This is a genomic window from Pseudonocardia halophobica, assembly GCF_050948485.1.
GTDB classification, from domain to species: Bacteria; Actinomycetota; Actinomycetes; order Mycobacteriales; family Pseudonocardiaceae; genus Pseudonocardia; species Pseudonocardia halophobica.
Genome location: NZ_CP192046.1, coordinates 1769002 through 1794131 on the forward strand (window position 1 = coordinate 1769002; position 25130 = coordinate 1794131).

The 25130-nt window shown below is 72.7% G+C and carries 24 protein-coding genes; 13 read left to right on the forward strand and 11 right to left on the reverse strand.

Annotation, left to right across the window (positions count from 1 at the left end):
- Window positions 1-41 precede the first annotated feature (41 nt).
- Genes ACQP04_RS08525 through ACQP04_RS08535 form a run of 3 tightly spaced genes read right to left on the reverse strand, consistent with a single transcriptional unit; the run spans window position 42 to window position 2819 of the window.
- The gene (locus tag ACQP04_RS08525; RefSeq protein ID WP_433506510.1) at window positions 42-935 is read right to left on the reverse strand and encodes an ABC transporter permease; all 894 of its coding nucleotides are present in this window, start codon (window positions 933-935) and stop codon (window positions 42-44) included.
- The gene (locus ACQP04_RS08530) at window positions 925-1737 is read right to left on the reverse strand and encodes an ABC transporter ATP-binding protein (protein WP_433506511.1); all 813 of its coding nucleotides are present in this window, start codon (window positions 1735-1737) and stop codon (window positions 925-927) included. The genes ACQP04_RS08525 and ACQP04_RS08530 overlap by 11 nt, the downstream gene beginning before the upstream one ends.
- Entirely contained in the window at window positions 1734-2819 is a 1086-nt protein-coding gene (locus ACQP04_RS08535) for an ABC transporter substrate-binding protein (RefSeq protein WP_433506512.1), read from the reverse strand. The genes ACQP04_RS08530 and ACQP04_RS08535 overlap by 4 nt, the downstream gene beginning before the upstream one ends.
- Window positions 2820-3295: 476 nt before the next feature.
- Between ACQP04_RS08535 and ACQP04_RS08540 the strand changes: the two genes are divergently transcribed.
- Genes ACQP04_RS08540 through ACQP04_RS08570 form a run of 7 tightly spaced genes read left to right on the forward strand, consistent with a single transcriptional unit; the run spans window position 3296 to window position 9553 of the window.
- Window positions 3296-4519, forward strand: a complete 1224-nt coding sequence (locus tag ACQP04_RS08540; protein WP_433506513.1) for an ABC transporter substrate-binding protein — start codon at window positions 3296-3298, stop codon at window positions 4517-4519.
- A complete protein-coding gene (locus tag ACQP04_RS08545; protein WP_433506514.1) occupies window positions 4516-5277 on the forward strand; it encodes an ABC transporter ATP-binding protein in 762 nt (253 codons plus the stop codon). The genes ACQP04_RS08540 and ACQP04_RS08545 overlap by 4 nt, the downstream gene beginning before the upstream one ends.
- On the forward strand, window positions 5274-6002 hold the full coding sequence (locus ACQP04_RS08550; RefSeq protein ID WP_037049140.1) for an ABC transporter ATP-binding protein: 729 nt from the start codon (window positions 5274-5276) through the stop codon (window positions 6000-6002). The genes ACQP04_RS08545 and ACQP04_RS08550 overlap by 4 nt, the downstream gene beginning before the upstream one ends.
- The gene (locus ACQP04_RS08555; protein WP_433506515.1) at window positions 5999-6853 is read left to right on the forward strand and encodes a branched-chain amino acid ABC transporter permease; all 855 of its coding nucleotides are present in this window, start codon (window positions 5999-6001) and stop codon (window positions 6851-6853) included. Before ACQP04_RS08550 ends, ACQP04_RS08555 begins: the two co-directional genes overlap by 4 nt.
- The gene (locus ACQP04_RS08560) at window positions 6850-7866 is read left to right on the forward strand and encodes a branched-chain amino acid ABC transporter permease (protein ID WP_433506516.1); all 1017 of its coding nucleotides are present in this window, start codon (window positions 6850-6852) and stop codon (window positions 7864-7866) included. Before ACQP04_RS08555 ends, ACQP04_RS08560 begins: the two co-directional genes overlap by 4 nt.
- Window positions 7863-8489, forward strand: a complete 627-nt coding sequence (locus ACQP04_RS08565) for a TetR family transcriptional regulator (protein WP_433506517.1) — start codon at window positions 7863-7865, stop codon at window positions 8487-8489. Before ACQP04_RS08560 ends, ACQP04_RS08565 begins: the two co-directional genes overlap by 4 nt.
- Window positions 8486-9553 (forward strand): NAD-dependent epimerase/dehydratase family protein, encoded by a 1068-nt coding sequence (locus tag ACQP04_RS08570; RefSeq protein WP_433506518.1) that lies wholly within the window; start codon window positions 8486-8488, stop codon window positions 9551-9553. Before ACQP04_RS08565 ends, ACQP04_RS08570 begins: the two co-directional genes overlap by 4 nt.
- A gap of 30 nt (window positions 9554-9583) precedes the next feature.
- Here the strand turns inward: ACQP04_RS08570 and ACQP04_RS08575 are convergent, their stop codons facing one another.
- On the reverse strand, window positions 9584-9787 hold the full coding sequence (locus ACQP04_RS08575; RefSeq protein WP_433506519.1) for a hypothetical protein: 204 nt from the start codon (window positions 9785-9787) through the stop codon (window positions 9584-9586).
- Between the two features lie 246 nt (window positions 9788-10033).
- On the opposite strand from ACQP04_RS08575, the gene ACQP04_RS08580 reads away from it, so the two are divergent.
- Entirely contained in the window at window positions 10034-11356 is a 1323-nt protein-coding gene (locus tag ACQP04_RS08580) for a DUF222 domain-containing protein (RefSeq protein ID WP_433506520.1), read from the forward strand.
- A gap of 60 nt (window positions 11357-11416) precedes the next feature.
- Here ACQP04_RS08580 and ACQP04_RS08585 read toward each other — a convergent pair whose 3' ends face one another.
- Window positions 11417-11650: a hypothetical protein gene (locus ACQP04_RS08585; protein WP_433506521.1), complete on the reverse strand. Its 234-nt coding sequence runs from the start codon at window positions 11648-11650 to the stop codon at window positions 11417-11419.
- Window positions 11651-12244: 594 nt separating this feature from the next.
- On the opposite strand from ACQP04_RS08585, the gene ACQP04_RS08590 reads away from it, so the two are divergent.
- On the forward strand, window positions 12245-13015 hold the full coding sequence (locus tag ACQP04_RS08590) for an SDR family NAD(P)-dependent oxidoreductase (RefSeq protein ID WP_433506522.1): 771 nt from the start codon (window positions 12245-12247) through the stop codon (window positions 13013-13015).
- Between the two features lie 6 nt (window positions 13016-13021).
- On the opposite strand, the gene ACQP04_RS08595 is transcribed toward ACQP04_RS08590, so the two are convergent.
- The 3 genes from ACQP04_RS08595 to ACQP04_RS08605 all read right to left on the reverse strand — a co-directional run bounded on the left by ACQP04_RS08595 (window position 13022) and on the right by ACQP04_RS08605 (window position 16019).
- Window positions 13022-13198, reverse strand: coding sequence for a hypothetical protein (locus ACQP04_RS08595; protein WP_433506523.1), 177 nt, complete (start codon window positions 13196-13198; stop codon window positions 13022-13024).
- 146 nt (window positions 13199-13344) lie between these two features.
- Window positions 13345-15003, reverse strand: coding sequence for a long-chain-fatty-acid--CoA ligase (locus tag ACQP04_RS08600; protein ID WP_433506524.1), 1659 nt, complete (start codon window positions 15001-15003; stop codon window positions 13345-13347).
- Between the two features lie 80 nt (window positions 15004-15083).
- A complete protein-coding gene (locus ACQP04_RS08605) occupies window positions 15084-16019 on the reverse strand; it encodes a helix-turn-helix domain-containing protein (RefSeq protein ID WP_433506525.1) in 936 nt (311 codons plus the stop codon).
- A gap of 111 nt (window positions 16020-16130) precedes the next feature.
- On the opposite strand from ACQP04_RS08605, the gene ACQP04_RS08610 reads away from it, so the two are divergent.
- Entirely contained in the window at window positions 16131-17159 is a 1029-nt protein-coding gene (locus ACQP04_RS08610; RefSeq protein ID WP_433506526.1) for a carbon-nitrogen hydrolase family protein, read from the forward strand.
- Window positions 17160-17178: 19 nt separating this feature from the next.
- Here the strand turns inward: ACQP04_RS08610 and ACQP04_RS08615 are convergent, their stop codons facing one another.
- From ACQP04_RS08615 to ACQP04_RS08625, 3 genes are read right to left on the reverse strand one after another with little or no spacing between them, the layout of a single operon-like run.
- Complete coding sequence (locus ACQP04_RS08615; RefSeq protein WP_433506527.1) at window positions 17179-18345, reverse strand: acyl-CoA dehydrogenase family protein; 1167 nt, start codon at window positions 18343-18345, stop codon at window positions 17179-17181.
- Window positions 18346-18349: 4 nt separating this feature from the next.
- A complete protein-coding gene (locus ACQP04_RS08620; protein WP_433506528.1) occupies window positions 18350-20044 on the reverse strand; it encodes a class I adenylate-forming enzyme family protein in 1695 nt (564 codons plus the stop codon).
- 56 nt (window positions 20045-20100) lie between these two features.
- On the reverse strand, window positions 20101-20763 hold the full coding sequence (locus tag ACQP04_RS08625; RefSeq protein ID WP_433506529.1) for a TetR/AcrR family transcriptional regulator: 663 nt from the start codon (window positions 20761-20763) through the stop codon (window positions 20101-20103).
- Window positions 20764-20852: 89 nt separating this feature from the next.
- On the opposite strand from ACQP04_RS08625, the gene ACQP04_RS08630 reads away from it, so the two are divergent.
- From ACQP04_RS08630 to ACQP04_RS08640, 3 genes are read left to right on the forward strand one after another with little or no spacing between them, the layout of a single operon-like run.
- Window positions 20853-21992: an acyl-CoA dehydrogenase family protein gene (locus ACQP04_RS08630; protein ID WP_433506530.1), complete on the forward strand. Its 1140-nt coding sequence runs from the start codon at window positions 20853-20855 to the stop codon at window positions 21990-21992.
- Window positions 21993-22001: 9 nt separating this feature from the next.
- The gene (locus tag ACQP04_RS08635) at window positions 22002-23531 is read left to right on the forward strand and encodes an AMP-binding protein (RefSeq protein WP_433506531.1); all 1530 of its coding nucleotides are present in this window, start codon (window positions 22002-22004) and stop codon (window positions 23529-23531) included.
- Window positions 23531-25129, forward strand: a complete 1599-nt coding sequence (locus tag ACQP04_RS08640; protein ID WP_433506532.1) for an acyl-CoA carboxylase subunit beta — start codon at window positions 23531-23533, stop codon at window positions 25127-25129. Before ACQP04_RS08635 ends, ACQP04_RS08640 begins: the two co-directional genes overlap by 1 nt.
- The last annotated feature ends 1 nt before the right edge of the window (window position 25130 follow it).

Here is a 25130-nt window from a genome sequence, read left to right on the forward strand (position 1 = left end):
CATGAAGGTTGGCAATGCTCTCTTCCGGGGCGGGTGAGGGCTCAGGTCAGGGCGAGGCCCCGGGCCCGCAGCACCCGGCGCTCGAGCGGCCGGAACACCAGCAGCTCGATCCCGATGCCGACCACCAGGATCAGCAGCACCGCCGAGAACACCCCGGCGATGTCGTTGAAGTCGCTGCCGTTCTTCAGGTACGCACCCAGCCCGATGCCCAGCGCCGGCCCGGCGGCGATGATCTCGGCGGCCATCAGCGAGCGCCACGAGAAGGCCCAGCCCTGCTTGCAGCCGGCCAGGTAGCCGGGCAGCGCGGCGGGGAGCAGGACGTGCCGGGCGCTCGCCAGGCCGCGGGCGCCGAGGACCCGGCCGACCCGCGGCAGGATCGGCGGGATCTGGTCGATGCCCGCCACCAGGCCGGTGGCGATGGACGGCACCGAGCCGAGCAGCACCACGAAGTAGATCGTGGCGTCGGTCAGGCCGAACCAGAGCACCGCCGCGGGCACCCAGGCGACCGACGGCAGGCTCTGCAGGCCGGACAGCAGCGGGCCGATCGCCGACCGCACCACCGGCACCTTCGCCACCAGCAGGCCGAGCGGCGTCGCGATGACCAGCGCGATCGCGAAGCCGAGGAAGGCGCGGCTGATCGAGGTCCACAGGATCGACCAGATGCTGCCGTCGGCGACGATCGTGAGGAACGAGTCCCACACCGCCACCGGCGCCGGCAGCTTGAACTCCGGCAGCACCGCCGAGGCCCACACGATCTGCCAGATCACCACGACCAGCACGAGCGCGACGACCGGCGGCAGCACGCTCGACGACGCCCGCCGCCACCACGGGACGCGGTTGACCGTCGGGGTGTCCAGGGCGTCGAGCCCGGCGAGCGCCTTCGCGCTGTCGTCCGTGCCGCTCCCGCCCCGGCGTTCCACGAGCTCAGGCGGCATGGCTGGTGATCACCTGTCGCAGCCGGCCGGTGATCTCGTCGTGCAGCTCCGGCCCGTGCTCGTCGACGCTCCACTCACGCACGACCGTGCCGGGCCGCGACGAGAGCAGGACGACGCGCTGGGCGAGCCGGACGGCCTCGCGGACGTCGTGGGTCACGAAGACCACGGTGGTGCCGGTGGCCTCCCACACCCGCAGCAGCTCGCCCTGCAGGACGTCCCGGGTGATCGCGTCGAGCGCCGCGAACGGCTCGTCCATGAGCAGCAGACCGGGGGCCCCACCCTGTGCGTCGCCGTCGGTGCTGGTGGCCGCGGCGAGCGCGCGGGCCAGCGACACGCGCTGCCGCATGCCGCCGGACAGCTCGTGCGGGCGCTTGTCGCCCACGCCGTCGAGCCGGACGAGCTCGAGCAGCTCCCGGGCCCGCTCGCGGCGGGCCCCGCGGCCCAGCCCCGCGAGCTGCAGCGGCAGCTCGACGTTGCGCGCCGCGGTCAGCCACGGCATGAGCGCGGCCTCCTGGAACATGAACGACGGCCGCGCCGTGTCCACCGACACCGTGCCGGTGGTCGGCTCGTCCAGCCCGGACAGCAGGTTGAGCAGCGTCGACTTGCCGCAGCCCGACGCGCCCAGCAGGCAGAGGAACTCGCCGTGCGCCACGCGCAGGTCGATCCCGCGCAGCGCCGTGACGGCGCCCGTCCCGGTGCCGAAGGTCTTGCCGACCCCCGACATCTCCACCGCGGAGTGCGCGGTCCGGCCCCGGCGGGCCTGCTCGATCTCGGACTCGATGCTCGTCGTCACCCGTCTCATCCCTGCTTGTCGAGGCCCGCGGCGTCGACGGGGGTCTGCCCGGCGGCCTGGCGGACGGTGTTGAGGGCGGTCACGTCGACGAAGCCCTGCAGGTTCGTCTCCGTCGGCGTGGCGCCCGCGGTCACGCTGTCCTCGGACAGCTGGGGGAAGGTCGAGGCGAGCGGGTCGCTGTCGAAGCTGAGCTCGGAGAAGGCACGGTCGAGCACCGGCTGGGAGAGCGACGAGTTGGTGATCTGCCTGATCGAGTCGTTCGTGATCTTCTTGGCCTCGTCCGCGTTGGAGGTGGCGAAGTCGATGGCCTTCAGCTCACCGCGCAGCAGGGCCTCCACGGTCTGCGGGTGCTCCTGGAGGAACTGCGTGCGGACGATCAGCACCGTGGTCGGGAACTTGCCGTCCGGCCACAGCGACTTCTCGTCGACGAGGACCGTGGCGCCTGCGTCGACCAGCCGGGAGCTCCACGGCTCGGGCAGCCAGCCGCCGGCGACCTGGCCCTGCTTGAACAGGTCGAGCGTGCGCGGGTTGTCGATGTTCTGGACGGTGACCTTGTCCGGGCCCTCGCCGATCTCGAGGTTGTGCTCCTTGAGCCACTTCTTGAGCGCGACGTCCTGCGTGTTGCCGGCCTGCGGGGTCGCGATGATCTTGCCCTTGAGCTGGTCCGGGGTGGTGATGTCCGGGCTGGTCACGAGCTGGGCGCCGGCGGAGGTGGAGCCCGCGATCAGCCGGACCGCCTCGCCGTTGGACTTGGCGAAGGCGTTGATGGCCGGGCTGGAGCCGATGAAGCCGGCGTCGAGCGAGCCGCCGAGCAGGGCGTTGACCTCGTCCGGGCCGGCGTTGAACGTCTGGGTGGTCAGCTTCGTGCCGCTGCCCAGCTCCTGGGCGAAGTAGTTCTGGGCCACGCCGATCAGCGCGGGCGCGTGCGTGATGTTGGGGAAGTAGCCGAGGCGCAGCTCGGTCGCGGGGGAGGTGCTCGTCGGAGCCGCGGGGGTGCTCTCCTGCGCGCGCGAGCAGCCGGCGGCCAGGCCGACGACGGCCAGGGCGGCGAGCAGGACGGTCGCGCGGCGGCGCAGGGCGGGGGCGAACATGGGCGGTGGTGGGTCCTTCCGGGGCACCGGTCCGCCCCGGACCGGCCGGGACGACCCGGCGGGGTGCGGTGCGCGTCAGAGGGCGCGGGCGCTCGGGCGGGGTCGGGGCAGGGCGCGACGACCGGTGCCCGGGGTCCGGGCGGGCTCGTCGGCCCTCAGCGACATCCCTCGTCGAACGCGTGGCTCCGGCGCGAGGGCCAGAAGCGCTCGAGATCGAACGACCGCAGCACGGGGTGCGGGACGGGGAACCCGTCACCGTGCGCAGCCGTCGTCATGCCCCCATCGTGCGACGTGCGCGCGGACCGGACAACCACGCGACCGGATCCCGGGAACGCCCTCGAATTGACCGGACAACCACTGTCCGGAAGGTCTGCCGCGAACAGGTTGTCGGGCGGGCGCCTTGACCTCGGCGGGTCGCTCGGCGACCATCGGGCGTCATACCGAGTAGTACGGTCAACGACGACCTGGAGGACCCGGTGCGTGTCACGAAGGTGTGGACGGCGGTCTGTGCGCTGGTCGGCGCGATCGCCCTGACGGCGGGCTGTGCGAACACCGGCTCGGCCCCGCAGGGCGGGTCGGGCGGCTCCGGTGCCGCCAGTACGTCGGGCCCGGTGAAGGTCGGCGTGATCGTGCCGCTCAGCGGCCCGGCCGGCCCCAACGGGCAGGACGTGCTCGACGCCATCCAGGTCCAGGCGGACGTGATCAACGCCGAGGGCGGGGTCCTCGGCCGGCAGCTGCAGATCGTCGCCAAGGACGACCAGAGCAACCCGGCCAACGGCGTGAGCGCGGCGACGCAGCTGGCGAGCGAGGGCGTGTCGGTCGTGATGGGCGGCTGGAACTCGCCCGTCACGCTGGCCATCCAGCCCGTGCTGGTGCGGGCCGGGATCCTCAACATCACCACGATCCCGCAGAACGCCACGATCCTCGGCAACGCCGACCCCGACGCCGTCCGGCTCAACGCCGGCAACGCCGTCGGCGCCTACGTCGCGGGCCAGTACCTGGCGAAGAACCTCGGCGCGAAGTCCGTGGGCTACCTGCTGGAGAACGACGCCTACGGCAAGGACCTGGGCGCGCTGCTCACCGCCCAGCTCCAGCCCGCCGGGGTGGCCGTGGCCTCCGAGCAGACCTTCGACTACTCCGCCACGGACTTCCGCGTGCCGCTGTCGAACATCCAGGGTGCGGCCCCGCAGGCGGTCTTCTCGGCCAACGCCGCCGAGTCGTCCGGGATGCCGGCGCTGGCCCAGCAGTACGCCCGCTCCGGGATCGGCGCGCCGCACGTCGCCGCGCTCGGCACCGTCTCGCCCAAGGTGATCGACCTGGCCGGGGGCACCGCCGTCGACGGGCTGTACTCCGCGGACATCTACTTCCCGGACGTCGCGCCCTTCAACGGGTACCCGGAGAACCAGAAGTTCGCCGACGCGTTCCGGCAGAAGACCGGCAACCCGCCGGACAAGTACGCCGCGCTCGGCGCGCAGAGCGTCGACGTGTGGGCCGCCGCGGTGGCCAAGGCGGGCACGCTGGACCGGCAGCCGGTCGCCGACGCCATCCACGGGCAGACCTTCACCGACACCGTGATGGGCGACGTGACCTTCACGGACAAGGGCCAGATGCAGACGAAGGTGTACGCCTTCACCGTCGAGGGCGGGAAGATCAAGGTCCTCGACGAGGTGCCGGTCCCGGCCGAGGTCTGGAACTCGTGACCGCCCTCCGCGTGGAGGGCCTCTCGGTGCGGTACGGCAGCCTGCAGGCGCTCGACGACGTGTCGTTCGCGGTCGACGGCGGCGAGATCCTCGGCGTCATCGGCCCGAACGGCGCGGGCAAGAGCAGCAGCTTCGCCGCGGTCACCAATGTGGTGCGGCGCAGCGGCCGGGTGCTGCTGCGCGGCGCGGACACCGACGGCGTGCCCACGCAGGTGCTGGCCCGGCGCGGGCTGCGCCGGACCTTCCAGCAGAACTCGTTCTTCGGCGGCCTGACGGTGCTGGAGAACGCGATGACCGCGTTCCAGGTGGAGCGCGGGACGGGGCTCGGCGGCGCGATCGTCACGCCGTGGCGGGAGGCCCGGGCGCGGCGGGAGTGCCGGGCCGCGGCCCGCGCGCTCCTGGCGGACTTCGGGATCGCCGAGCGGCACCACGACACCCGTCCCGACGACCTGCCGTACGGCCTGCAGCGCGTGCTGTCCGTCGCCCTGGCCCACGGCCCCGGCGCGGGCGTGCTGCTCGTCGACGAGCCCGCGGCCGGGGTGGGCGGCGACGACATGCGCGCCCTCGCCGACCTGCTCCGCGAGCTGCGCGAACGCGGTCTCGCGATCGTGCTCATCGAGCACCACATGGACCTGGTGATGGAGATCGTCGACCGGCTGCTGGTGATCGACCGCGGCGAGACGATCGCCTACGGCCCGCCCGCCGAGGTGCAGCGCGACCCGCGAGTGCTCGAGGCCTATCTGGGGAGGACGGCGTGAGCGCGCTGCTCGACGTCGCCGACCTGCGGGTGCGCTACGGGCACAGCCTGGCCGTCGACGGGGTGTCGGTCCGGGTGGGCGCCGGTGAGCTCGTGGCCGTCGCCGGGGCCAACGGCGCGGGCAAGTCGACGCTGGTCGACGCGGTCGCCGGGTGGTCGCGCGGACGTCCCGCCGTCACCGGGTCCGTGCGGCTCGCGGGGCAGGACGTCGGCCGGCTCGCCGCCCACCGCCGCGCCGGGCTCGGCCTGGTGCTGGTCCCGGAGGGCAAGGGCGTGTTCGACGGGATGACGGTCCAGGAGAACCTGCGGGTGGTGCGCCCGCCCCGGGGGACGGCTGGCCGCCCGTACTCGGTCGACGACGTGCTCGACGTGTTCCCGCGGCTGCGCGAGCGGATCGCCGCGCGCTGCTCGACCCTCTCCGGCGGCGAGCGGCAGATGGTGGCGATCGGGCGTGCGCTGCGGGCGGCCCCGCGCCTGCTGATCCTCGACGAACCCTCGGTCGGCCTGGCCCCACGGCTCGTCGTCGAGGTGCTCACCCACATCCGCGACCTGGTCGACGCCGGGCTGTCCGTGCTGCTCGTCGAGCAGAACGTGCGGGCCGCGCTCGAGGTCGCCGACCGGCTCCACCTGCTCGACCAGGGCCGGATCGTCGCCTCGGGCACCGCCGCGCAGATGCGCGAGGACGACCGCGTCGCCCAGGCCTACCTGGGAGGGCTGGGCCCGTGATCCTCGCCGCCCTGGTCAACGGGCTCGCGCTCGGCGCGGGTTACGCACTCCTCGCCGTCGGCTGGACGGTGCTGCTCGGCGCCGCGCGCCTGGTCAACTTCGCGCACGGCCAGCTCTACATGCTCGGCGCCTTCGTCACCTGGTTCGCGATCAGCCGGTTCGGGCTGCCCTACGGGGTCGCCGTCCCGGTCGCGCTGGTGGTCGTCGCCCTGCTCGGCGTGGTCCTGCAGCTGCTGATGACCCGGATGACGCTCGACCAGAACATCGTCAACCTCATGCTGGTCACGCTCGCGTTCGGCTACCTGCTGCAGGGCGGGGCGGCGCTGCTGTTCGGCGGCGACCCGCAGACGATCGACAGCCCGCTGCAGCAGCAGGACCTCGCGCTCGGGGCCGCCCGGTTCACCGGCCAGGACGTGCTGATCGTCGTGCTCGCGCTGGCGTTCTACGCGCTGACCTTCGTGGTCCTCGGCCGCACCGACCTCGGCCGGATGGTCCGCGGCGTCGCCGAGGACCCGAAGCTCGCCCAGCTCTACGGGATCGACGCGGCGCGGGTCTACCTCGCGGTGTTCGTGTTCTCCGCGGTCTGCGCGGCGCTCGCGGGTGCGGTGGTGGGGCCGCGCAGCCCGATCCTCACGTCCATGGGCTTCGAGGAGGTCATCATCACCTTCCTCGTGGTGGTGCTCGCGGGCGTCGGCAACCTCGTCGGGGGACTCGTCGTGGCCATCGGTCTGGGCCTGTTCACGGCCTTCTTCGGGACGTTCTTCCCGCCCGCCTACTCCACGGCCGCGGCGTTCGTCGTGCTGCTGGTGGTGCTCGTGGTCCGCCCGCAGGGACTGGCGGCCCGCCGATGACCGCCGACGTCGCGACCCGGGGGACGACCGGCGCACCGGCCGCGCGGCGCGTGCCGACCTGGGCCCGCGCGCTGCTGTGGGTGGTCCTGGTCGCGCTCGCGTACCTGCTCCCGTCCCTGCTCGGCGGGTCGGACCGGATCTACACGACGGTGGTGCTGGTCGCCATCTTCGCGATCATGTCCTACGGCGTCGACGTCGTGCTGTCCTACCTCGGCGAGGTCAGCCTGGGGCACACGCTGTTCTGGGCGGCGGGCGCGTACACGACGGCGATCCTCGCCGTGCGGTCCGGCTGGACGCCGATCCCGGCGCTGCTGGCGTCGATCGTGGTGACGGTGCTGCTCGCGCTGCTGCTCGGCCTGGCCACCCTGCGGACGCGGGAGTTCGTGTTCTCGCTGGTCACGTATGCGGCGGCGATCATCGGGCTGACGGTCGTGCAGAACACGCAGGCCCTCGGCGGGTCCGACGGCGTCGTCGGGGTCCCGTTGCTCGAGCTGCCGGCGTTCGGCGGGACCTACCTCGCCCGCACCAACGCCGAGCTGTGGCCGATCGCGCTGGTCTGCCTCGTGCTCGTCGTGCTGCTCGTGGCGCGCTTCCGTCGGTCCCGGCTGGGCACCACGGCGCTGATGGCGCAGATGAACGGCGAGCTGTCCACGGCGATGGGGGTCGACGTCCGGCGCACCCGGATGCTGGTCTTCGTGCTGTCCGCGCCGATCACGGCGCTCGCCGGCTGGCTCTACGCCTACCAGCGCAGCTACGTCAGCCCGGACCTGCTGTCGCCGACCTTCCTGCTCTTCATGCTCACCGCGGTGATCCTTCCGGGCCGCCGGCTGCTGCTCGGACCGCTGGTCGGGGCGCTGCTGCTGACGAGCCAGCAACAGCTCGCCTCGCTCGGCGGCGACGCGGACAAGATCGTGCTGGGCGGCGTCCTCGCCGTGGTGCTGCTGGCCTCGCCGACCGGGCTCGTCGGGATCTGGCACGGCCTCGTGCGGCGGGTGCGAGGATCCCGGCGGTGACGCGCGAGCTCTCCCGGTCCGGCGCGGGCCCCGGACGCCAGGACATCCTCGAGGCCGCCGCGGTGGCCTTCACCCGCAACGGCTACGACGCCACCACCATCGACGACATCGCCGACGAGCTGCGGGCGACCAAGGGGCGGGTCTACCACTACTACCGGAGCAAGGCCGACATCTTCCTCGACGTCGTGCTCACCGGGATCCGGGACCTGCTCACCGAGGTGCGGCCGCTGGCCGAGGCCGAGGGCGACGCCGTCGAGCGGCTGGAGCGGATGGTGCGCCGCCACGCCGCGAAGATGATGACGCGCAACGCCTTCCAGCGGGTGGCGGTGCAGGCGGTGGAGATGCGCCGGCTCGGGCAGGGCCCGCGCTACGAGTCGCTCCACGACATCGTCCGGATGCGCGACGAGTACGAGCAGCTCTTCGCCGACGTCGTCGCCCAGGGGCAGCGCGAGGGCTCGTTCCGCGGCACCGACCCGCGGCTGGCGACCAAGCCCGTGCTCGGCGCGCTCAACTGGATCACCGTCTGGTACGACCCCGAGCTGGCCGGGGAGGACGGCGTCGGGCAGATCGCCGACGAGTACGCCGAGTTCGTGGTGGGTGGGCTGCGGAGGGGGAGCGGATGAGCGGGGCGCGACGGGTGCTGGTCGCGGGGGCGAGCGGGCTGGTCGGGGAGGCGGCGGTCGAGTCGTTCGCCGAGGCGGGCTGGGAGGTCGTCGCGCTGTCCCGGCGCCCGCCGGCGCGCTCGGTTCGGCATCTGGCCGTCGACCTGACCGATGCCGCCGCGACGGCCGAGGCGGTGGCCGACCTCCGGCCGTCGCACCTGGTCTACGGGGCGCTGCACGAGAAGCCGGGCCTGATCCGCGGGTGGCGCGAACAGGACCAGATGCGGACCAACCTGGCGATGTTCCGCGCGCTCCTCGACCCGCTCGCGCCCGGCCTGGAACACGTCACGCTGCTGCAGGGCACCAAGGCGTACGGCGTGCACCTGCACCCGATCCCGGTGCCGGCGCGGGAGCGGTCCCCGCGGGACCCGCACGAGAACTTCTACTGGCTGCAGGAGGACCACCTGCGCGCCTCGGCCGCTGCGCACGGGTTCGCATGGACGATCCTGCGCCCGCAGATCGTGGTCGGCCCGACGACCGGCGTCGCGATGAACCTGCCGCCGGTCATCGGCGTCTACGCCGCGGTGCGCCGCGAGCTCGGCCTGCCGTTCGGGTATCCGGGCGGGGCGGGCATCGCGAGCGAGGCCGTGGACGTCCGGCTGGTCGGCGACGCCGCCCTCTGGGCGGCCACCGCCGAGACCGCCCGCGACCAGCACTTCAACCTCACCAACGGCGAGGCCTTCAACTGGCGCGACCTCTGGCCGGCCCTCGCCGACGAGCTCGGCATGGCCCCCGCGCCGGACGAGCCGGTCCGGCTCGCGGAGTACCTGCCCGCACACGCCGACGTCTGGCGGCGGATCGCGGAGCGGGAGGGGCTCGTCGAGCCCTCGCTCGACGCGCTGCTGGGGGAGTCGCACTTCTACGCCGACTACTGCTTCGCCCACGGCGCCACCGAGGCGCGCCCGCCGGCCCTGGTCAGCACCGTCAAGGTGCGGCAGGCGGGGTTCGGCGACTGCTACGACACCGAGGAGTCCTTCCGGCACTGGATGCGGGTGCTGCGGGAGCGGAAGGTGCTGCCGGCCTGAGCTCGCCCGCTGTGGGTCACTCGGTGTGGATCATTCGTTCCACTCCCGGAGCAGCCACTCGCAGGCCTCGGTCTCGGTCATCTCCGGGAACGAGTTCCGGAACGCGGCGAGCGTGCGGACCGCCTCCTCACCCGTGAAGCCGCGTCCCGACGCGGCCTCGAGGTACCGCAGGCGGGCCGCCGACGGCCGGCCCCCGCCCACACCCCGGCCGGGCAACCCCTCGCGCCACTGCACTACCTCGTCGGTGACACAGACCGGTCCGCTCACCCGGGTGCCAGCCGATCGCGGAGTTCGCAATGGCGGAGCGCCGATCGAGAGCGGCGCGGGGCCGGGTGCGAGGTGCTGTGGCGAGGTGTCTCGGATGTGCGGAGACATGACGGGCAGCTCAGATCTCGCGGCTCGTTGCGTGATCTTTTCTTGCAGAGGCCAGCTGAGCAGCTGTTTTACCTTGCATTCGAACTGGTCGAATAGGCTCGGATCATGCTCCCCAGCCCGGTCGCCGACGCGTGGCGGTTGCTCGACGAAGCCGTCGACGCGCTCGCGGCCGCGGCCGGGCAGGGCGCGACCGCCGCCGAGCTCGTGGAGACGCTGCGGGCGTGCGAGACGGTGGGGCGGCGACTCGATCAGATCGGGGTGCAGGCGGTGGCCGATCTGGACCGGCAGGGCACGTTCGTCGAACACGGTTACGCCTCCCCGGCCCGGGCGCTGCAGGATCTGTTGCGGCTCGACCGCGGGGGGGCCGCGCAGCGGGTGGCGGTGGCCGAGGCGGTCTGCCCGCGGGTCGGGCTCGACGGCGCGGCGTTGCCGGCGCGGTTGCCGGCGACCGCGGATGTGTTCGCCGCCGGGGACACCTCGCTGGCCCACGTGGCCGTGATCGCCCGGCTGCTCGCCTCGCCACCCGCCGGCCGGTTGTCCCCGGAGACCTGGGCCGGGGCGGAGACCCAGCTGGCCGAGGCCGCCGCCACCTACACCCCGCGGGAGCTGCAGCAGTGGGGCACCGCGCTGCTCGACGCGCTCGACGAGGACGGCCCCGAACCCGACGACGGCCCGCCGCCGCAAATCAACGAGCTGCGGCTGACCCGGTTCGCCAGCAAACCCGGGGGGCGGCTGGTCGGGCGCTACGACGACGCGGCGCTGTTCGAGGCGATCGCCGCGGTGCTGGACGCCAAGGCCGCCCCGCTCACCGCCGACGACGGGCGCACCGCCGCCGAACGCCAGGCCGAAGCCTTGGCCGAGGTGTGCGGGTGGGTGCTCGAGCACGGCGAGCTGCCCGCGGTCGGCGGCCGCCGCCCGACCCTGACCGTGCAGATCCGGCTCGAGGACCTGGAAAACCGGGCCCGCGCGGCGATGTTGGAGTTCGCCGGGCAGCTCTCGCCGACCGCACTGCGCCAGCTGGCCTGCGACTGCGGGGTGGTACCGATGGTGCTCGACGGCGCCGGGCAGCCCCTCGACGTCGGCCGGCTCACCCGCTCGATCCCCGACGGGCTGCGCCGGGCGGTGATCGCCCGCGACGGCGGCTGCGCCCATCCCGGCTGCGACCGCCCACCCTCCTGGTGCGAAATCCACCACCTGCTCCCCTGGGAACACGGCGGCCCCACGGCCCTGGGCAACCTGGTCATGCTGTGCAAGGCCCACCACCGCCAGATCCACTCCACGGACTGGGTGGTGCGCCTGCGCGACGGGATCCCCGAATTCATCCCGCCCGCCTGGATCGACCCGGAGCAGATTCCCCGCAGAAGACCCCGCCCTTCGGGCCTCGACCGATCGAGCGAGGGACAACGGCGCATCGCGCAGCTCGTGTAGGCCCCGCAGCTGCGGGGCAGCAGCGTGGTGTCCACCGCAGGCCTCCGCCATGAGGTCTGCTCAGCCCTGCCTCGGCGGCCTTCCGTCGTCGTGACGGGTCGCCATTGCTGTCGTCGATCGCGGACTCGCCCTGCTCCACTGCACGTCCTCGACCTCCAGGTGCACGTCGGCCAGAACCCGCTCTGCCAGTCGGCTCACCTGGGTCGCCAAGAACAGGACCGCGATCGCCGCCTGCAGCATGTCCGGGGTAGGGCCGATGGGGCTGCGTCCCGAGCCTTCGCAGACCAGCCGCATGCTCTCCTCGCTCAGCCCGCCGCTCCGGGGCCAGCGGCCAGCGGCACGGGCAGGCCCGCGGCACCGCCAGGCCCGCCGCACCGCCAGGCTGGCTGCGTGCCACCGGCGGCAGCTCCGAACGGCGTCGAGCAGGTGAGGACCGGCCGCTGGCCACCTCGGCACACCGGCGCCCCGCCCCTGCTGGCCGCCAGCGACGGCACCTCGTCAGGCTGCTGAGTGAGATCCGCCCGGACCTGGCGGATCGCCGCGTCGCAGGGCGCGGTCCGTTCCCCCGCGCTTGCTGCCTCCTTCGACGGTCCAGCCGGAACACCTTCGGGACAGGTCCGAAGGACTCGCGATCATCGCCGGCAATGAGTCGGCTTTCCGTCTGGTCGGGCAGGACGTTCCTGCGGTCCCCGATCATGCGCAGAGTGCGGAGCCCGTGCCATCGCCCGTGACGTGCTGCCCACGGGCGACCTGTCCCCGATGTGCTGAGACACCTCCGTCCCGGCCATGCCGAGACACAGCGGTGATGGCTTAGGAGCCGGTGAAGGACTGCGGCCCGATCACTCCAAGAAGGCGCAGGTTCTCCGCCGCCTCGGTGCCGGGGCCGCGGTGAAGACGAGGAGGGACTGGGTCTGGTTGTCGGTGGTCATGCGCTGGCAGAAGCATCGGCCTCGGCTCGCCTGGCGCTTCGCGGCGGCCGGCAGCACGGTCGTCGTCGGCCGCACCGACCTGTGCGCGACCCTCGCCGCCGAAGGCCTCGGCACCGTCGAGCTCGACGTCACCGACTCCGGCTCGGTCCTCCGGGCGCGGGACGCGGTTCTCGCGGAGCACCCAGGCGTCGACACCGTGGTGACCATGTCCGGGGTCATGCTCCTCGTGGACCTGCGCGGCCCCGGGCACACCGCCGCCGCGGAGACGACGATCGCGACCAACCTGCTCGGCACGATCCGGGTGATCGACGCCGTCACCCCGCACCTCGTCGGGCGCGGGGCTGGCACGATCGTCACGGTGAGCTCGGGCATCGGGTTCCTGCCGTTCCCGCCGATGCCGACCTATGCCGCGTCGAAGGCCGGCGTGCACGCCTACTCCGAGGCACTGCGCGCGCAGCTCGACCGCACCGATGTCGAGGGCGTCGAGCTCATGCCGCCGGCCGTCGCGACGACCCCGGAGCACGAGCGGCAGAGCCCGCATGCGCTCACGCTGACCGGCTACCTGGACGAGGTGACGGGCCTGCTGTCCGCCGACCCGACTCCGCACGAGGTGCTCGTCCGTGGCGTGCTCATGCACCGCTGGCCGAGCGGGACGGCCGAGCGGGACGGCACCGACGCCGACCTCGTCGCGCGGCGCTCGCAGGCGCTCTCGCTGCTGCCCGGGCGTTGAGCTCCCTCAGCAACCATCCTCCACGGTCGGTGCGAAGAGGCCCCAGGCCCCGCAGGACAGGCACTTGCGGTAGCTGACCGCGCCGTCCGAGGTGTAGTGGTGCGACCCGGCGGCCCAGGTGTGCCGGTGTTCCGGGGTCGGCAGGGTCCGGCCGGGCCGGACCGTGATGAGCGTGGTGGGCATCGTCGTTCCTCTCGTGGGTTCTCGCCGGACCGTCCGGCCGGGGCTCCTCGCCCTGCACCCACGCTCTCGTCCCCCGGCTCCGCCGAGGATCCGGTGACCGACGGACGTCCCGCCCGACGCCCGGGTCGGCCGATCGGCCGACCCGCTCAGCCCGCGCCCAGCGCCGCCTTCGCCCGCTCCAGCCCCTCGTCCGCGACCACCCCGCGGATCGCCTTCTTGTCGTACTTGCCGACGCTCGTCTTGGGCACCTCGGGCACGAACAGGAACGTGTCCGGGATCCAGAACTTGATGAACCCCTCGGCGAGCAGGTGGTCCCGCAGCTCGTCCGCGGTCAGCGAGGGATCGCTCGGCACCACGCAGGCCAACGGGCGTTCGAGCCACTTCTCGTCCTCGATCCCGACGACGGTGGCCTCGGCGACCTTGGGGTGCAGCATGAGGGAGTTCTCCAGGTCGATCGTGGAGATCCACTCGCCGCCGGACTTGATCAGGTCCTTGGAGCGGTCCTTCAGCAGCACGTAGCCCTCGGGGTCGATGCAGCCGACGTCGCCGGTCTTGAGCCAGCCGTCGATCATCGAGTCCCTGGTCCGTTCGTCCTTGTAGTACTCGGACGCGGTGAACGGGGAGCGGACGAAGAAGTCCCCGATGGACTGCCCGTCCCAGGGCAGCTCCTCGCGGGTCTCCTGGTCGCACACCTTGATCTGCAGCAGCGGGATCGGCAGGCCCTGGGTCTGGCGCAGCTCGTAGATCTCGTCGTCGTCCCCGTCTGCCAGGGTGGACTTGAGCGCGAAGAAGCAGATCTGCGGGGAGTTCTCGGTCATGCCGTAGCCCTGCATGACCTCGCAGTCGTACTCGTCGCGGAACCACTTCATGACGGCCTTCGACGGCGCCTGCCCGCCGAGCCACAGGGTGGACAGCGTCGACAGGTCCCGCGGCCGGTCCGATGCGCGGACGGCGTCGCGGACCATCGTCCCGATCGTCACCGCCGCGTTCATGCCGGTCACGCCGAGGTCCTCGATGATGTCGACGTAGTCGGCCGGCGACGGGTGCGCACCCGGCAGCGCCAGGGTGGCGCCCTGCAGCAGCGCGGTGTGCGGGATGTTCCAGCCGTTGCAGTGGAACATCGGCGCGACCTCGAGCCACACCTGCGACTCGCTCATGTTGAGCTTGTCGTGCATGGCCAGGCACATGGCCTGCAGCACCATCGCCCGGTGCGAGTACACGACGCCCTTCGGGTCGCCCGTGGTCGCCGAGGTGAAGCACATCGCCGAGGCCGAGTGCTCGTCGAACTCCTCGAACTGCGCGTCCTCGTCGGCGGCGGCCAGGAGCTCCTCGTAGCAGTGGACCGGCAGCGGCAGACGGTGCTCGGGCACGGAATCGGCGAGCACCACGACCGCCTCGACCGTGGGCAGGCCCAGGTCCAGCAGGTCGGCGACGAGGTCGAGCTGGTCGACGTCGACCAGCAGTAGGCGGTCCTCGGCCTTGTCGATCGTGAACTTCTGCTGCGCCGGGGAGAGCCGCAGGTTGATCGTGTGCAGCACGGCCTGGATACCGGGCACGCCGAAGTACGTCTCCAGGTGCCGGTAGTGGTTCCAGGCCAGCGTGCCGACGCGGTCGCCCGGCCCGACGCCCAGCGTGCGCAGGGCGTCGCCGAGCCGGCGGGCCCGCTTGCCGAAGTCCCGGTAGGTGTAGCGGTGGTACTCGCCCGGCCCGAGCCGGGTGACGATCTGCTTGTCCGCGAACAGTCGCTCCGTACGCCAGAGGAACGAGTGCAGGAGCAGCTGGCTGTCGAACATCAGACCGCGCATGGGCGCCTCCACGGTGAGACCCGAATCGCGGTGGAGCGTGACATGCTACTGATCCGCCGGGCAACCCCCGGCGGCTCCGATCACCCCTTCCGGACCTCACGCGCGGTGCGGCCGAACCGTGCCCGGAAGGCCCGGCTGAAGTGCGAGGCGTCGACGAATCCGCGGTCGAAGGCCAGCTCGGAGATGGTGCGGTGGCGCTGGGCGGGGTCGAGCAGGTCGGCGCGCACGGCGTCGAGCCGCTGCGCCCAGATCCACTCGGCCAGGGAACAGGGCTCGTCGGCGAAGGCGCGGTGCAGGCTGCTGACGGACGTGTGCAGCGCGGCGGCGAGGGCGGCGACGCTGAGCCCGGGGTCGCCGAGGTGCCGGCGGACGTGCGCCTTGACCTGCTCCCGCCGGGCCGCGAGCGAGGGCTCCGGCCGCGGCGCCTCGCCGAGCGAGCTGAGCCCCGCCACCACGATGTGCTCGACGCCCTGCGCGACGGCGGCGGCCGCGCCCGGTTCCAGCACGTCGACGTCGAGCGCGAGGGTCCGGATCATCTCGATCATGAGGTGCCCCGCGCCGGCGGCGCCCTGCACCCGGCGGGCCGTCAACGTCGGGGTGTCCCGCAGCCGGGACCGCAGCGTCGGTCCCGGCAGCATCAGGACGTACTGCTGGAACGGCCCGTCGAACTGCAGCGTGTAGGGCCGGGTGGAGTCGTAGAGCGCGAAGTCGCCCGGCGCCAGCTCGGCGGTCCGGCCGTCCTGGCTGATCCGGCCGGCGCCCCGCGTCTGCAGGCTGACGAGGAAGTAGTCCTCGGCGGTGGAGGCGATCAGGGACGGTGTCCGGACGACGTGCTGGGCGGTGGCGGTGACCCGCGACAGCTCCAGCGTGGCGAGGGAGTCGACGCGGATGTCGCCCACGACGTCGCCGTCGGGCGCGGTGCAGGCGAGCCGGACGTAGGCGTCGGAGACGGCCGCGTTCCAGAAGTCGAGGCGGTCGCGCGCCTCGACCGTGTCGGTGGTGAGCACGCGCGGCATGCACCGACGGTAGGGAGCCCGCGCGGGGCCGACAAGGGTGTGCGCCGCAGAGTCAACGAGGACGACACACAGGGACCATCACCCGCACAGCGGACCCGCCACGCTGCCGGCATGAGCATCGAGCACCCCCGCTTCCGCGCCGCCGCCGTGCAGGCCGCCCCGGAGTTCCTCGACCTCGACGCGGGCGTCGACAAGGCCGTCGCGCTGATCGCCGAGGCCGCCGCGAACGGGGCCGGGCTGATCGGCTTCCCGGAGACCTGGCTGCCCGGCTACCCCTGGTTCATCTGGCTCGACGCCCCGGCGTGGGGCCTGCAGTTCTTCCCCCGCTACCACGACAACTCCCTGGTCTACGGCTCGCCGCAGGCCGACCGGCTGGCCACCGCCGCCCGCGAGCACGGGATCACCGTGGTGCTGGGGATCTCGGAGAAGCACGCCGGCAGCCTCTACATCGCCCAGTGGATGATCGGACCCGACGGCGAGACGATCGCGCGGCGGCGCAAGCTCAAGCCCACCCACGTCGAGCGCACGGTCTTCGGCGAGGGCGACGGCAGCGACCTCTCCGTGTACGACACCCCGCTCGGCCGCCTCGGCGGACTGTGCTGCTGGGAGCACCTGCAGCCGCTGTCGAAGTACGCGATGTACGCGCAGAACGAGCAGGTCCACGTGGGTGCCTGGCCGAGCTTCTCGCTCTACGAGGGCGGTGCGTACGCGCTGGGCCCGGAGGTCAACACCGCCGCCAGCCGCGTCTACGCGGTGGAGGGACAGACGTTCGTGATCGCGCCGTGCGCGACCGTGTCGCCGGAGATGGTCGAGCTGATGTGCACCGACGACACCAAGCGCGCGCTGCTCAAGCCCGGCGGCGGGTACGCCGGGATATACGCCCCGGACGGCCGGCTGATCTCCGAGCCGCTCGCGCCCGACGCCGAGGGCCTGGTCTACGCCGACGTCGACCTCGGCCTGATCTCCCTGGCCAAGGCGGCGGCCGACCCCGCCGGGCACTACTCGCGCCCGGACGTCACCCGCCTGCTGCTGAACAAGACGCCCGGCGACCGGGTCGTGCCCTTCTCGGCACCGGGCGTGGAGCTGGAGGGCGAGCTCGGGCCCGAGGTGCTCCGGGCCGAGCCGGTCGGAGGTCGGTGATCCGGGTCGGCAGCCCGCGTCAGTAGCTCCGCGGCAGCCCCAGCACGTGCTGCGCGAGGTAGTTCAGCACCATCTCCTGCGGTACCGGCGCGATCCGCTGCAGCCGGGCCTCCCGGAAGTACCGCTCCACGTGGTACTCGCGGGCGTAGCCGAAGCCGCCGTGGGTCTGCACGGCGGCGTCGGCGGCCTGGAACGCGGCCTCGGCGGCGAGGTACTTGGCGGTGTTGGCCTGCTCACCGGCGTGCAGGCCGCGGTCGATCCGCCACGACGCGTCGCGGATGACCAGCTCGGCGGCGCGCAGCCGGGCGTGCGCGTCGGCGAGCGGGAAGGCGATGCCCTGGTTCGACCCGATCGGCCGGTCGAACACCACCCGCTCGCCGGCGTAGGCGACGGCGCGGCGCAGCGCGGCCCGCCCGATGCCGAGAGCCTCGGCGGCGATGAGCACGCGTTCGGCGTTGAGGCCGTCGAGCAGGTAGCGGAAGCCCGCGCCCTCCTCGCCGACCCGGTTCTCCACCGGCACCCGCAGCCCGTCGTAGACCACCTCGCAGGAGGCGACGGCGTTGCGCCCCAGCTTGTCGATCGGCGAGATCGTGACGGCCGGGTCCTTCAGGTCGGCGACCAGCAGCGTCATGCCCTGGGTCGGCTTCGCCGCCTCGGCCCGCGGGGTGGTGCGCACGAGCAGCAGCACCTTGTCCGACTCGAGGGCCTTCGACGTCCAGACCTTGCGCCCGTGCACCACGTACGCGTCGCCGTCGAGCACGGCCCGGGTGGTGACGCTCGTGGTGTCCAGCCCCGCGTCGGGCTCGGTCACGCCGAACGCCACGTGGAGCTTCCCCGACGCGACGTCCGGGAGTACGCGGTGGCGCAGGTCGTCGCTGCCGTGCAGCACCACCGGGTGCATCCCGAAGATCGACATGTGGATCGCGCTGGCGCCGTTCATGCAGGCCCCGGACGCCGCGACCTCCTCCAGCACGATCGACGCCTCGGTGATCCCGCGCCCGCCGCCGCCGTACTCCTCCGGCATCGCGATGCCGATCCAGCCGCCCTCGGCCATCGCGGCGTAGAACTCCCACGGGAACGTGTGGGTGCTGTCCCGCTCGCTCCAGTAGTCGTCGTCGAACCGGGCGCAGACCGCGCGCACCGCCTCGCGGATCAGCCGGTGGTCGTCCTCCTCGGTGAAGTCCACGCCTCTACGAGTACAGGTCCGCGTGGGCCGCGCGCAGCTTGTACTTGAGGACCTTGCCACCCACGGTGTCCGGCAGCGCGTCGGCGAACACCACGGCCTTCGGCGTCTCGTATCCCGCGAGCCGCTCGCGGCAGTACGCGATGATCTCGTCCGCCTCGGGCTTGCGGCCGTCCCGCGGCACGACGACGGCGGTCACCGCCTCGCCCCAGTGCTCGTGCGGGAGCCCGATCACCGCCGCCCGCAGCACGTCCGGGTGCTCGTGCAGGACGGCCTCGACGCGGATGCTCGACACGTTCTCGCCGCCGGACTTCACGATGTCCTTGTACCGGTCGACCATGACCCGCAGGCCGTCCTCGTCGACGGTCGCGGAGTCGCCGGAGTGGAACCAGCCGCCGCGGAAGGCCTCCCGGGTGGCCTCCGGGTTGCGGTAGTACCCGGCGGTCATGATCGGCGAGCGGTAGACGGCCTCGCCGGGCTGACCGTCGCGGACCGGGTCGCCCAGCTCGTCGACCACGTCCGAGGCCAGCATCCCGCTGGGCACGCCCACGTAGTTGACGGCGGGGGCGCTGCGCGCGTGGACCTCCGGCCAACGGGTGGGCCAGAACCGGTGGCACGCGATCGCCTCGGTCTGGCCGAAGATCCCGAGCGTGACGAAGCCCGGTGCGGCGCGCGTCGCCAGCCGCTCCAGCACGGCGGGGGAGAGCGCACCCCAGCCGTAGACGAGGATCGACAGGGCCGAGACGTCCAGGTCGGGACGGGCGTCGAGCTCGTCGGCCAGCGCGGTGACGAACTGCGGGGAGCCGGCCCACAGGGCGGTCGCGCCGGTGGCCGCGGTGGCCTCGGCGACCGGCCCCGGGGCGGGTCGGCGGCCGAGCGCGACGGACCCGCCGGAGACGAAGGCGCCGAACGGGAACAGCTCGTCCCCGATGTGGTAGATCATCGGCAGGAACGTGCAGAGCCGCAGGTCGGAGTCGTGCCGCAGGCCGCGGGTGAGCGAGAGCGCGAAGTTGAGCGCCGCCAGGTGCGCGTAGCTGTGCGAGAGCATCACGCCCTTCGGCATCGCGGTGGTGCCGGAGGTGAACAGCAGCTGCCAGATGTCGTCGCCGTGGATCTCGACCTCGGGCTCCTCGGCCGGGGCCCCGGCGACGAGCTCGCCGAACGCCGGGCTGCCCGCCACCGGCCCGCCGCCGACCGTGATCGTGGCGCCCACGGTCAGCCCCGTCACCGCGAACACCTGCTCGACGCGCGGCCACAGCTCGGCGTCGACGAACGTGAACCGCGGCTCGGTCAGCCCGATCAGGTGCTCGAGGACGTCCGCCGCCAGGCTCGGGTTGAGCGGCACGGCGACCATGCCGGCCTTGGCGATCCCGATCTTCGCCAGCAGCGCCTCGACCGAGTTCTCGCAGATCAGCAGCACCCGGTCGCCGGGGGAGAGCCCCGCCGCGGCCAACGCCTGGGCGACCCGGTTCGCCGTGTCGTCCGCCTCCCGGTAGGTGACCTCGGCGAACCGCTCCTCGCCGCACGCCCCGTCGACGGCCGTGAGCGCCACCTTGTCCGGGTAGCTCCAGGTCAGCCGCTCGAAGAGGTCGCCGACGGAGGTTCGTTCCCAGCGGTGGACGGCCCGCCGCCCGCGCAGGGTCTCGACGTCGATCGAGGCGGGATCGGGCAGCGCCGTGCCGTGCGGCTGGAGGGGCAGCATGCGGGCCAGCATGCCGTGATCGCCGTCACGATGGCAAGGCTGCAGTCATTCCCGGTTCACTCGGCCGTGCCGGGCGCGGCCTCCGCCGACGCCGTCTCCGCGGGCTCGACGCCGAGGCACGCGTGGGCCATCCCGTCGAGCAGGTCGGCCTGCCGCCCGTCGGCCAACCCGCTGCGGAAGAACAGCGTCGACTGGATGGCGCCGATGGCGGCGTGCACGGCCAGCCGGAGCTCGCCGTCGGCCAGGTCGCGGCGCAGCGGGGCCAGCACGTGCACCCAGTCCTCGAGGTAGTGCCGCTGCAGCCGGCGCAGCCGCCGCCGGTCCTCCTCGGGCAGCGTGTGCACCTCGCGGTGGTAGACGGCGAGCACGCTCCGGTCCTCGATCGCCACTCGGATGTGGTCCCTGACCAGCGCAGACAGGTGAGCGCGCTCGTCGCCGGGGCCCGCCAGCACCGCCCCGGCGCCCTCCTGCAGGCGGGCCATCACCCGGTCGAGGAGGGCGACGAGGATCGCGGTCTTGCTGTCGAAGTGCCGGTAGACGCCGGACCCGACGATGCCGGCCTCGGCGCCGATGTCGGCCATCCCGACGGTGTGGAAGCCGCGCCGGGAGGCCAGCTCCGCGGCGGCGGCCAGGATCCGCTCGCGGCGCTCCGGGTCCCGCCGGCTGCGCCCTCCGGCGGCCGTGCCGGGGGTGGCGGCGGTGGTGGGGAGGGTCGGCATCTGGTCATCATGGCAGCCGCACGGTAGGGTCCGCCACGAGTGAACCAGGAATCACAATTCGGGTTCCGGGAGACGCGACGGGAGTCGGAGTGGACTTCGCCGAGAGCGACGAGCACCGCGACCTGCGGGCGGCGGTCGGGGCCGTCGCGGCGCCCTACGGGGGCGCGTACTACGTGGAGCACGCCCGCGCGGGCACCGAGTGCACCGAGCTGTGGCACGCCCTCGGCGACTCCGGCTTCGCCGGGGTCAACGTGCCGGAGGAGTACGGCGGGGGCGGCGGTGGCCTCGTCGAGCTCGCGCTGGTGTGCGAGGAGATCGCGGCGCAGGGCGCGCCGATCCTCCTGCTGCTGGTCACGCACGCGATCTCGGCCGAGGTGATCGCCGAGTACGGCACCGAGGAGCAGCGCAAGGAGTGGCTGCCCGGGCTCGCGAGCGGCCGGCAGAAGGTGGTCTTCGCGATCACCGAGCCCGACGCCGGGTCCAACACCCACAAGCTCTCGACGCGGGCGCGCCGGGTGGGGGACGAGTGGGTCGTGACCGGCGAGAAGTACTACATCTCCGGCGTCGACACGGCCGAGGCGCTGCTGCTGGTCGCCCGCACCGGCGACGAGGGGCAGCTGTCCCTGTTCCTGGTGCCCACGGACGCGCCCGGCCTGCAGAAGACCGTGCTGCCGGTCGACGTCATGCTCCCGGAGAAGCAGTTCACGCTGCACTTCGACGAGGTCCGGCTGCCGGCGTCGGCGCTGGTCGGCGCGGTGGGCCAGGGCTTCCGGCAGGTGTTCCACGGGCTCAACCCCGAGCGGATCACCGGCGCAGCACTCTGCGTCGGCATCGCGCGCTACGCCCTGGACCGCGCGGCGCGGTACGCGAAGGACCGGCAGGTGTGGGACCGGCCGATCGGCGCACACCAGGGCGTCGCGCACCCGCTGGCCGAGGCGAAGATCGAGACCGAGCTGGCCGCGCTGATGACCCGCAAGGCCGCCTGGCTGCACCAGAACGGGCTGCCGGCGGGCGAGGCGTCGAACATGGCCAAGTACGCCGCGGCGGAGGCCGCGCTGGCCGCGTGCGACGCCGCGATGCAGACCCACGGCGGCAACGGCGTGGCGCAGGAGTTCGGGCTGCTGCCGTACTGGGGGCTGGCCCGGCTGCTGCGGATCGCCCCGGTGAACCGGGAGATGATCCTCAACTTCGTGGCCCAGCACAGCCTGGGCCTCCCGCGGTCCTACTAGGGAGCGCTCGTGAGCACCAACCTCGTTCAACGGGTCAACGTCGGCGACGCGCTGACCCGCTCCGCCTTCGCCCGTCCCGACCACCTCGCCGTGGTGGACGGGGACCGCCGCTGGACCTACGCCGAGCTCGACGCCTGGGTGAACCGGCTGGCCCGCGGCCTGCTGGACCGCGGCTACCGGGTCGGCGACGCGCTGGCCCTGGCCTCGGCGAACAGCGCCGAGTTCCTCGCCGTGTACTACGCCTGCGCCAAGGCCGGCGTGGTGTGCGTGCCGATCAACCTGGGCTGGCGGCCACCCGAGGTCGCGTACGTCCTCGACCACTCGCGGGCGCGGGGGATCGTGGTGGAGAGCGGGCTGCTGGCCGGCCTCGCCGAGCTCGACCTGCCCGAGACGATCGCGGTCGGGGACGGCCCGACCACCCTCGCCGACCTGGAGTCCGCCGACGGCTCCCCGGTCGAGGTGGAGATCCCCGACCGCGCGCCGCTGAGCTACCTCTACACGTCGGGGACGACGTCGTTCCCCAAGGGCGTGGTGGGCACGCACCTGGCGATCCACCTCGAGTCGATGTCCGCCGCGCTCGACTCCGGCTGGACGGCCGCGGACCGCTTCATCGCGATGATGCCGATGTTCCACACCGCCCAGCTCAACGCCTTCTGCACGCCCGCGGTCACCGTCGGCGCCACGATCCACGTGCACCGCGGCTTCGAGCCCGAGCGGTTCCTCGACACCATCGAGCGCGAGAGGATCACGCAGGTCTTCGGGCTGCCGACGATGTACCGCGCGGCGCTGGAGCACCCGTCGTTCGGCTCCCGGGACCTGTCCTCGCTCAGGCGGGCCGTCTACGCCATGGCGCCGATGCCGGAGGCGCAGATCAAGGCCTGCCTCGACGGCTTCGGCTGCGATTTCGCGCTGCTGTTCGGCCAGACCGAGATGTCGCCGATCACCACGCTGTTCCGCCCGGAGCACCAGCTCACCCACGTCGGCGCCGTCGGCACGCCGCTGACCGGGGTCCAGGTCGCGATCATGGGTCCGGACGGTGCGCTGCTCCCGCGCGGCGAGCAGGGCGAGATCGTCTACCGCGGGCCGTCCACCATGCAGGAGTACCTGCGCAACCCGGAGGCGACCGCGGAGGCGTTCCGGCACGGCTGGTTCCACTCCGGCGACGTCGGGCGCTTCGGCGAGGACGGCGTGCTCTGGTTCGCCGACCGCTCCAAGGACGTGATCAAGACCGGCGGCGAGAACGTCGCGTCGATCGAGGTGGAGCGGGCGGTCTACGACGCCGATCCGAAGGTCGCCGAGGTCGTGGTGGTCGGGCTGCCGCACGAGCGGTGGAGCGAGGCGATCACCGCCGTCGTGGTGCCGAAGCCGGGGGAGACGGTCGACCCGGAGGCGCTGCGGGTCGCCCTCAAGGACCGGCTCGACGGCTACAAGGTGCCCAAGTCCGTGATCGTCGTCGACGAGCTGCCGCGGACCTCGACCGGGAAGATCCAGAAGAACGTCGTCCGCGAGAGCTTCGCGGACCACTACGGGGGACGCTGATGCCCGTCCTGAAGACCCTGCTCGACGTCTCGTCGGAGACCTACGCGAGCAACCGCACGGCCCAGCTGGAGGTGATCGACCAGCTGAACGAGCAGCTGGAGCTGGCGATCGCCGGCGGCGGGGAGCGCTACACGCAGCGGCACCGGGACCGCGGGAAGCTCCCGGTCCGCGAGCGGCTGGAGCTGCTGCTCGACCCGGACAGCCCGTTCCTGGAGCTCTCCCCGCTCGCGGCGTGGGGCACCGAGTTCACCGTGGGCGCCTCGGTGCTCACCGGGATCGGCGTGGTGTCCGGGGTGGAGTGCGTGGTGATCGGGCACGACCCGACCGTGCGCGGCGGCGCGATGAACCCGTACTCGCTGAAGAAGACGTTGCGCGCGTTGGAGATCGCGCGGATCAACCGGCTCCCGGTGATCAACCTCGTCGAGTCCGGCGGCGCCGACCTGCCCACCCAGGCGGACCTGTTCGTGCCGGCCGGGCGGATCTTCCACGAGCTCACGGAGCTGTCCTCGCTGGCGATCCCGACGATCGCGCTGGTGTTCGGAAACTCGACCGCGGGCGGCGCGTACGTGCCCGGCATGTGCGACTACGCCGTGCTGGTCGACCGGCAGGCGAAGGTGTTCCTCGGCGGGCCGCCGCTGGTCAAGATGGCCACCGGCGAGGAGTCCGACGACGAGTCCCTCGGCGGCGCGGAGATGCACTCGCGGATCTCCGGGCTCTCGGACTACTTCGCGGCCGACGAGCGCGACGCCGTCCGGCTGGGCCGGCAGATCATGTCCCGGATCAACTGGCACAAGCTCGGGCCGGCGCCGGCGGCGAACCCGGAGCCCCCGAAGTACGACCCGGAGGAGATCCTCGGGATCGTCCCGCCGGACCCGAAGGTGCCGTTCGACCCGCGGGAGGTCCTGGCCCGCACCGTCGACGGCTCGGACTTCGACGAGTACAAGCCGCTCTACGGCACCTCGCTGGTCACCGGCTGGGCGAGCATCCACGGCTATCCGGTCGGGGTGCTGGCCAACCACCGGGGCGTGCTGTTCAGCGAGGAGGCCAAGAAGGCGACCGAGTTCATCCTGCTGGCCAACCAGACGGACACGCCGCTGATCTTCCTGCAGAACACCACCGGCTACATGGTGGGCAAGGACTACGAGCAGGGCGGGATCATCAAGGACGGCGCCAAGATGATCAACGCGGTGACCAACAGCCGGGTCCCGCACCTGACGATCAACACGGCGTCGTCCTTCGGCGCGGGGAACTACGGGATGTCCGGCCGCGCCTACGATCCACGGCTGATGTTCGCCTGGCCCGGGGCGAAGCTCGCGGTGATGGGCGCGGCCCAGCTCGCCGGGGTCATGTCGATCGTGGGGCGGGCGTCGGCGGCGTCGCAGGGCAAGCCGTTCGACGAGGAGGCCGACGCGGCGCGCACCCGCGCGATCGAGCAGCAGATCGAGGCCGAGTCGCACAGCTTCTTCGTCACCGCCAAGCTCTACGACGACGGCATCGTCGACCCGCGCGACACCCGCACCGTGCTCGGCCTGTCCCTGTCCGCCGTGCACTCCCAGACCGTCGCCGGCCGCCGCGGCTTCGGCGTCTTCCGGATGTGAG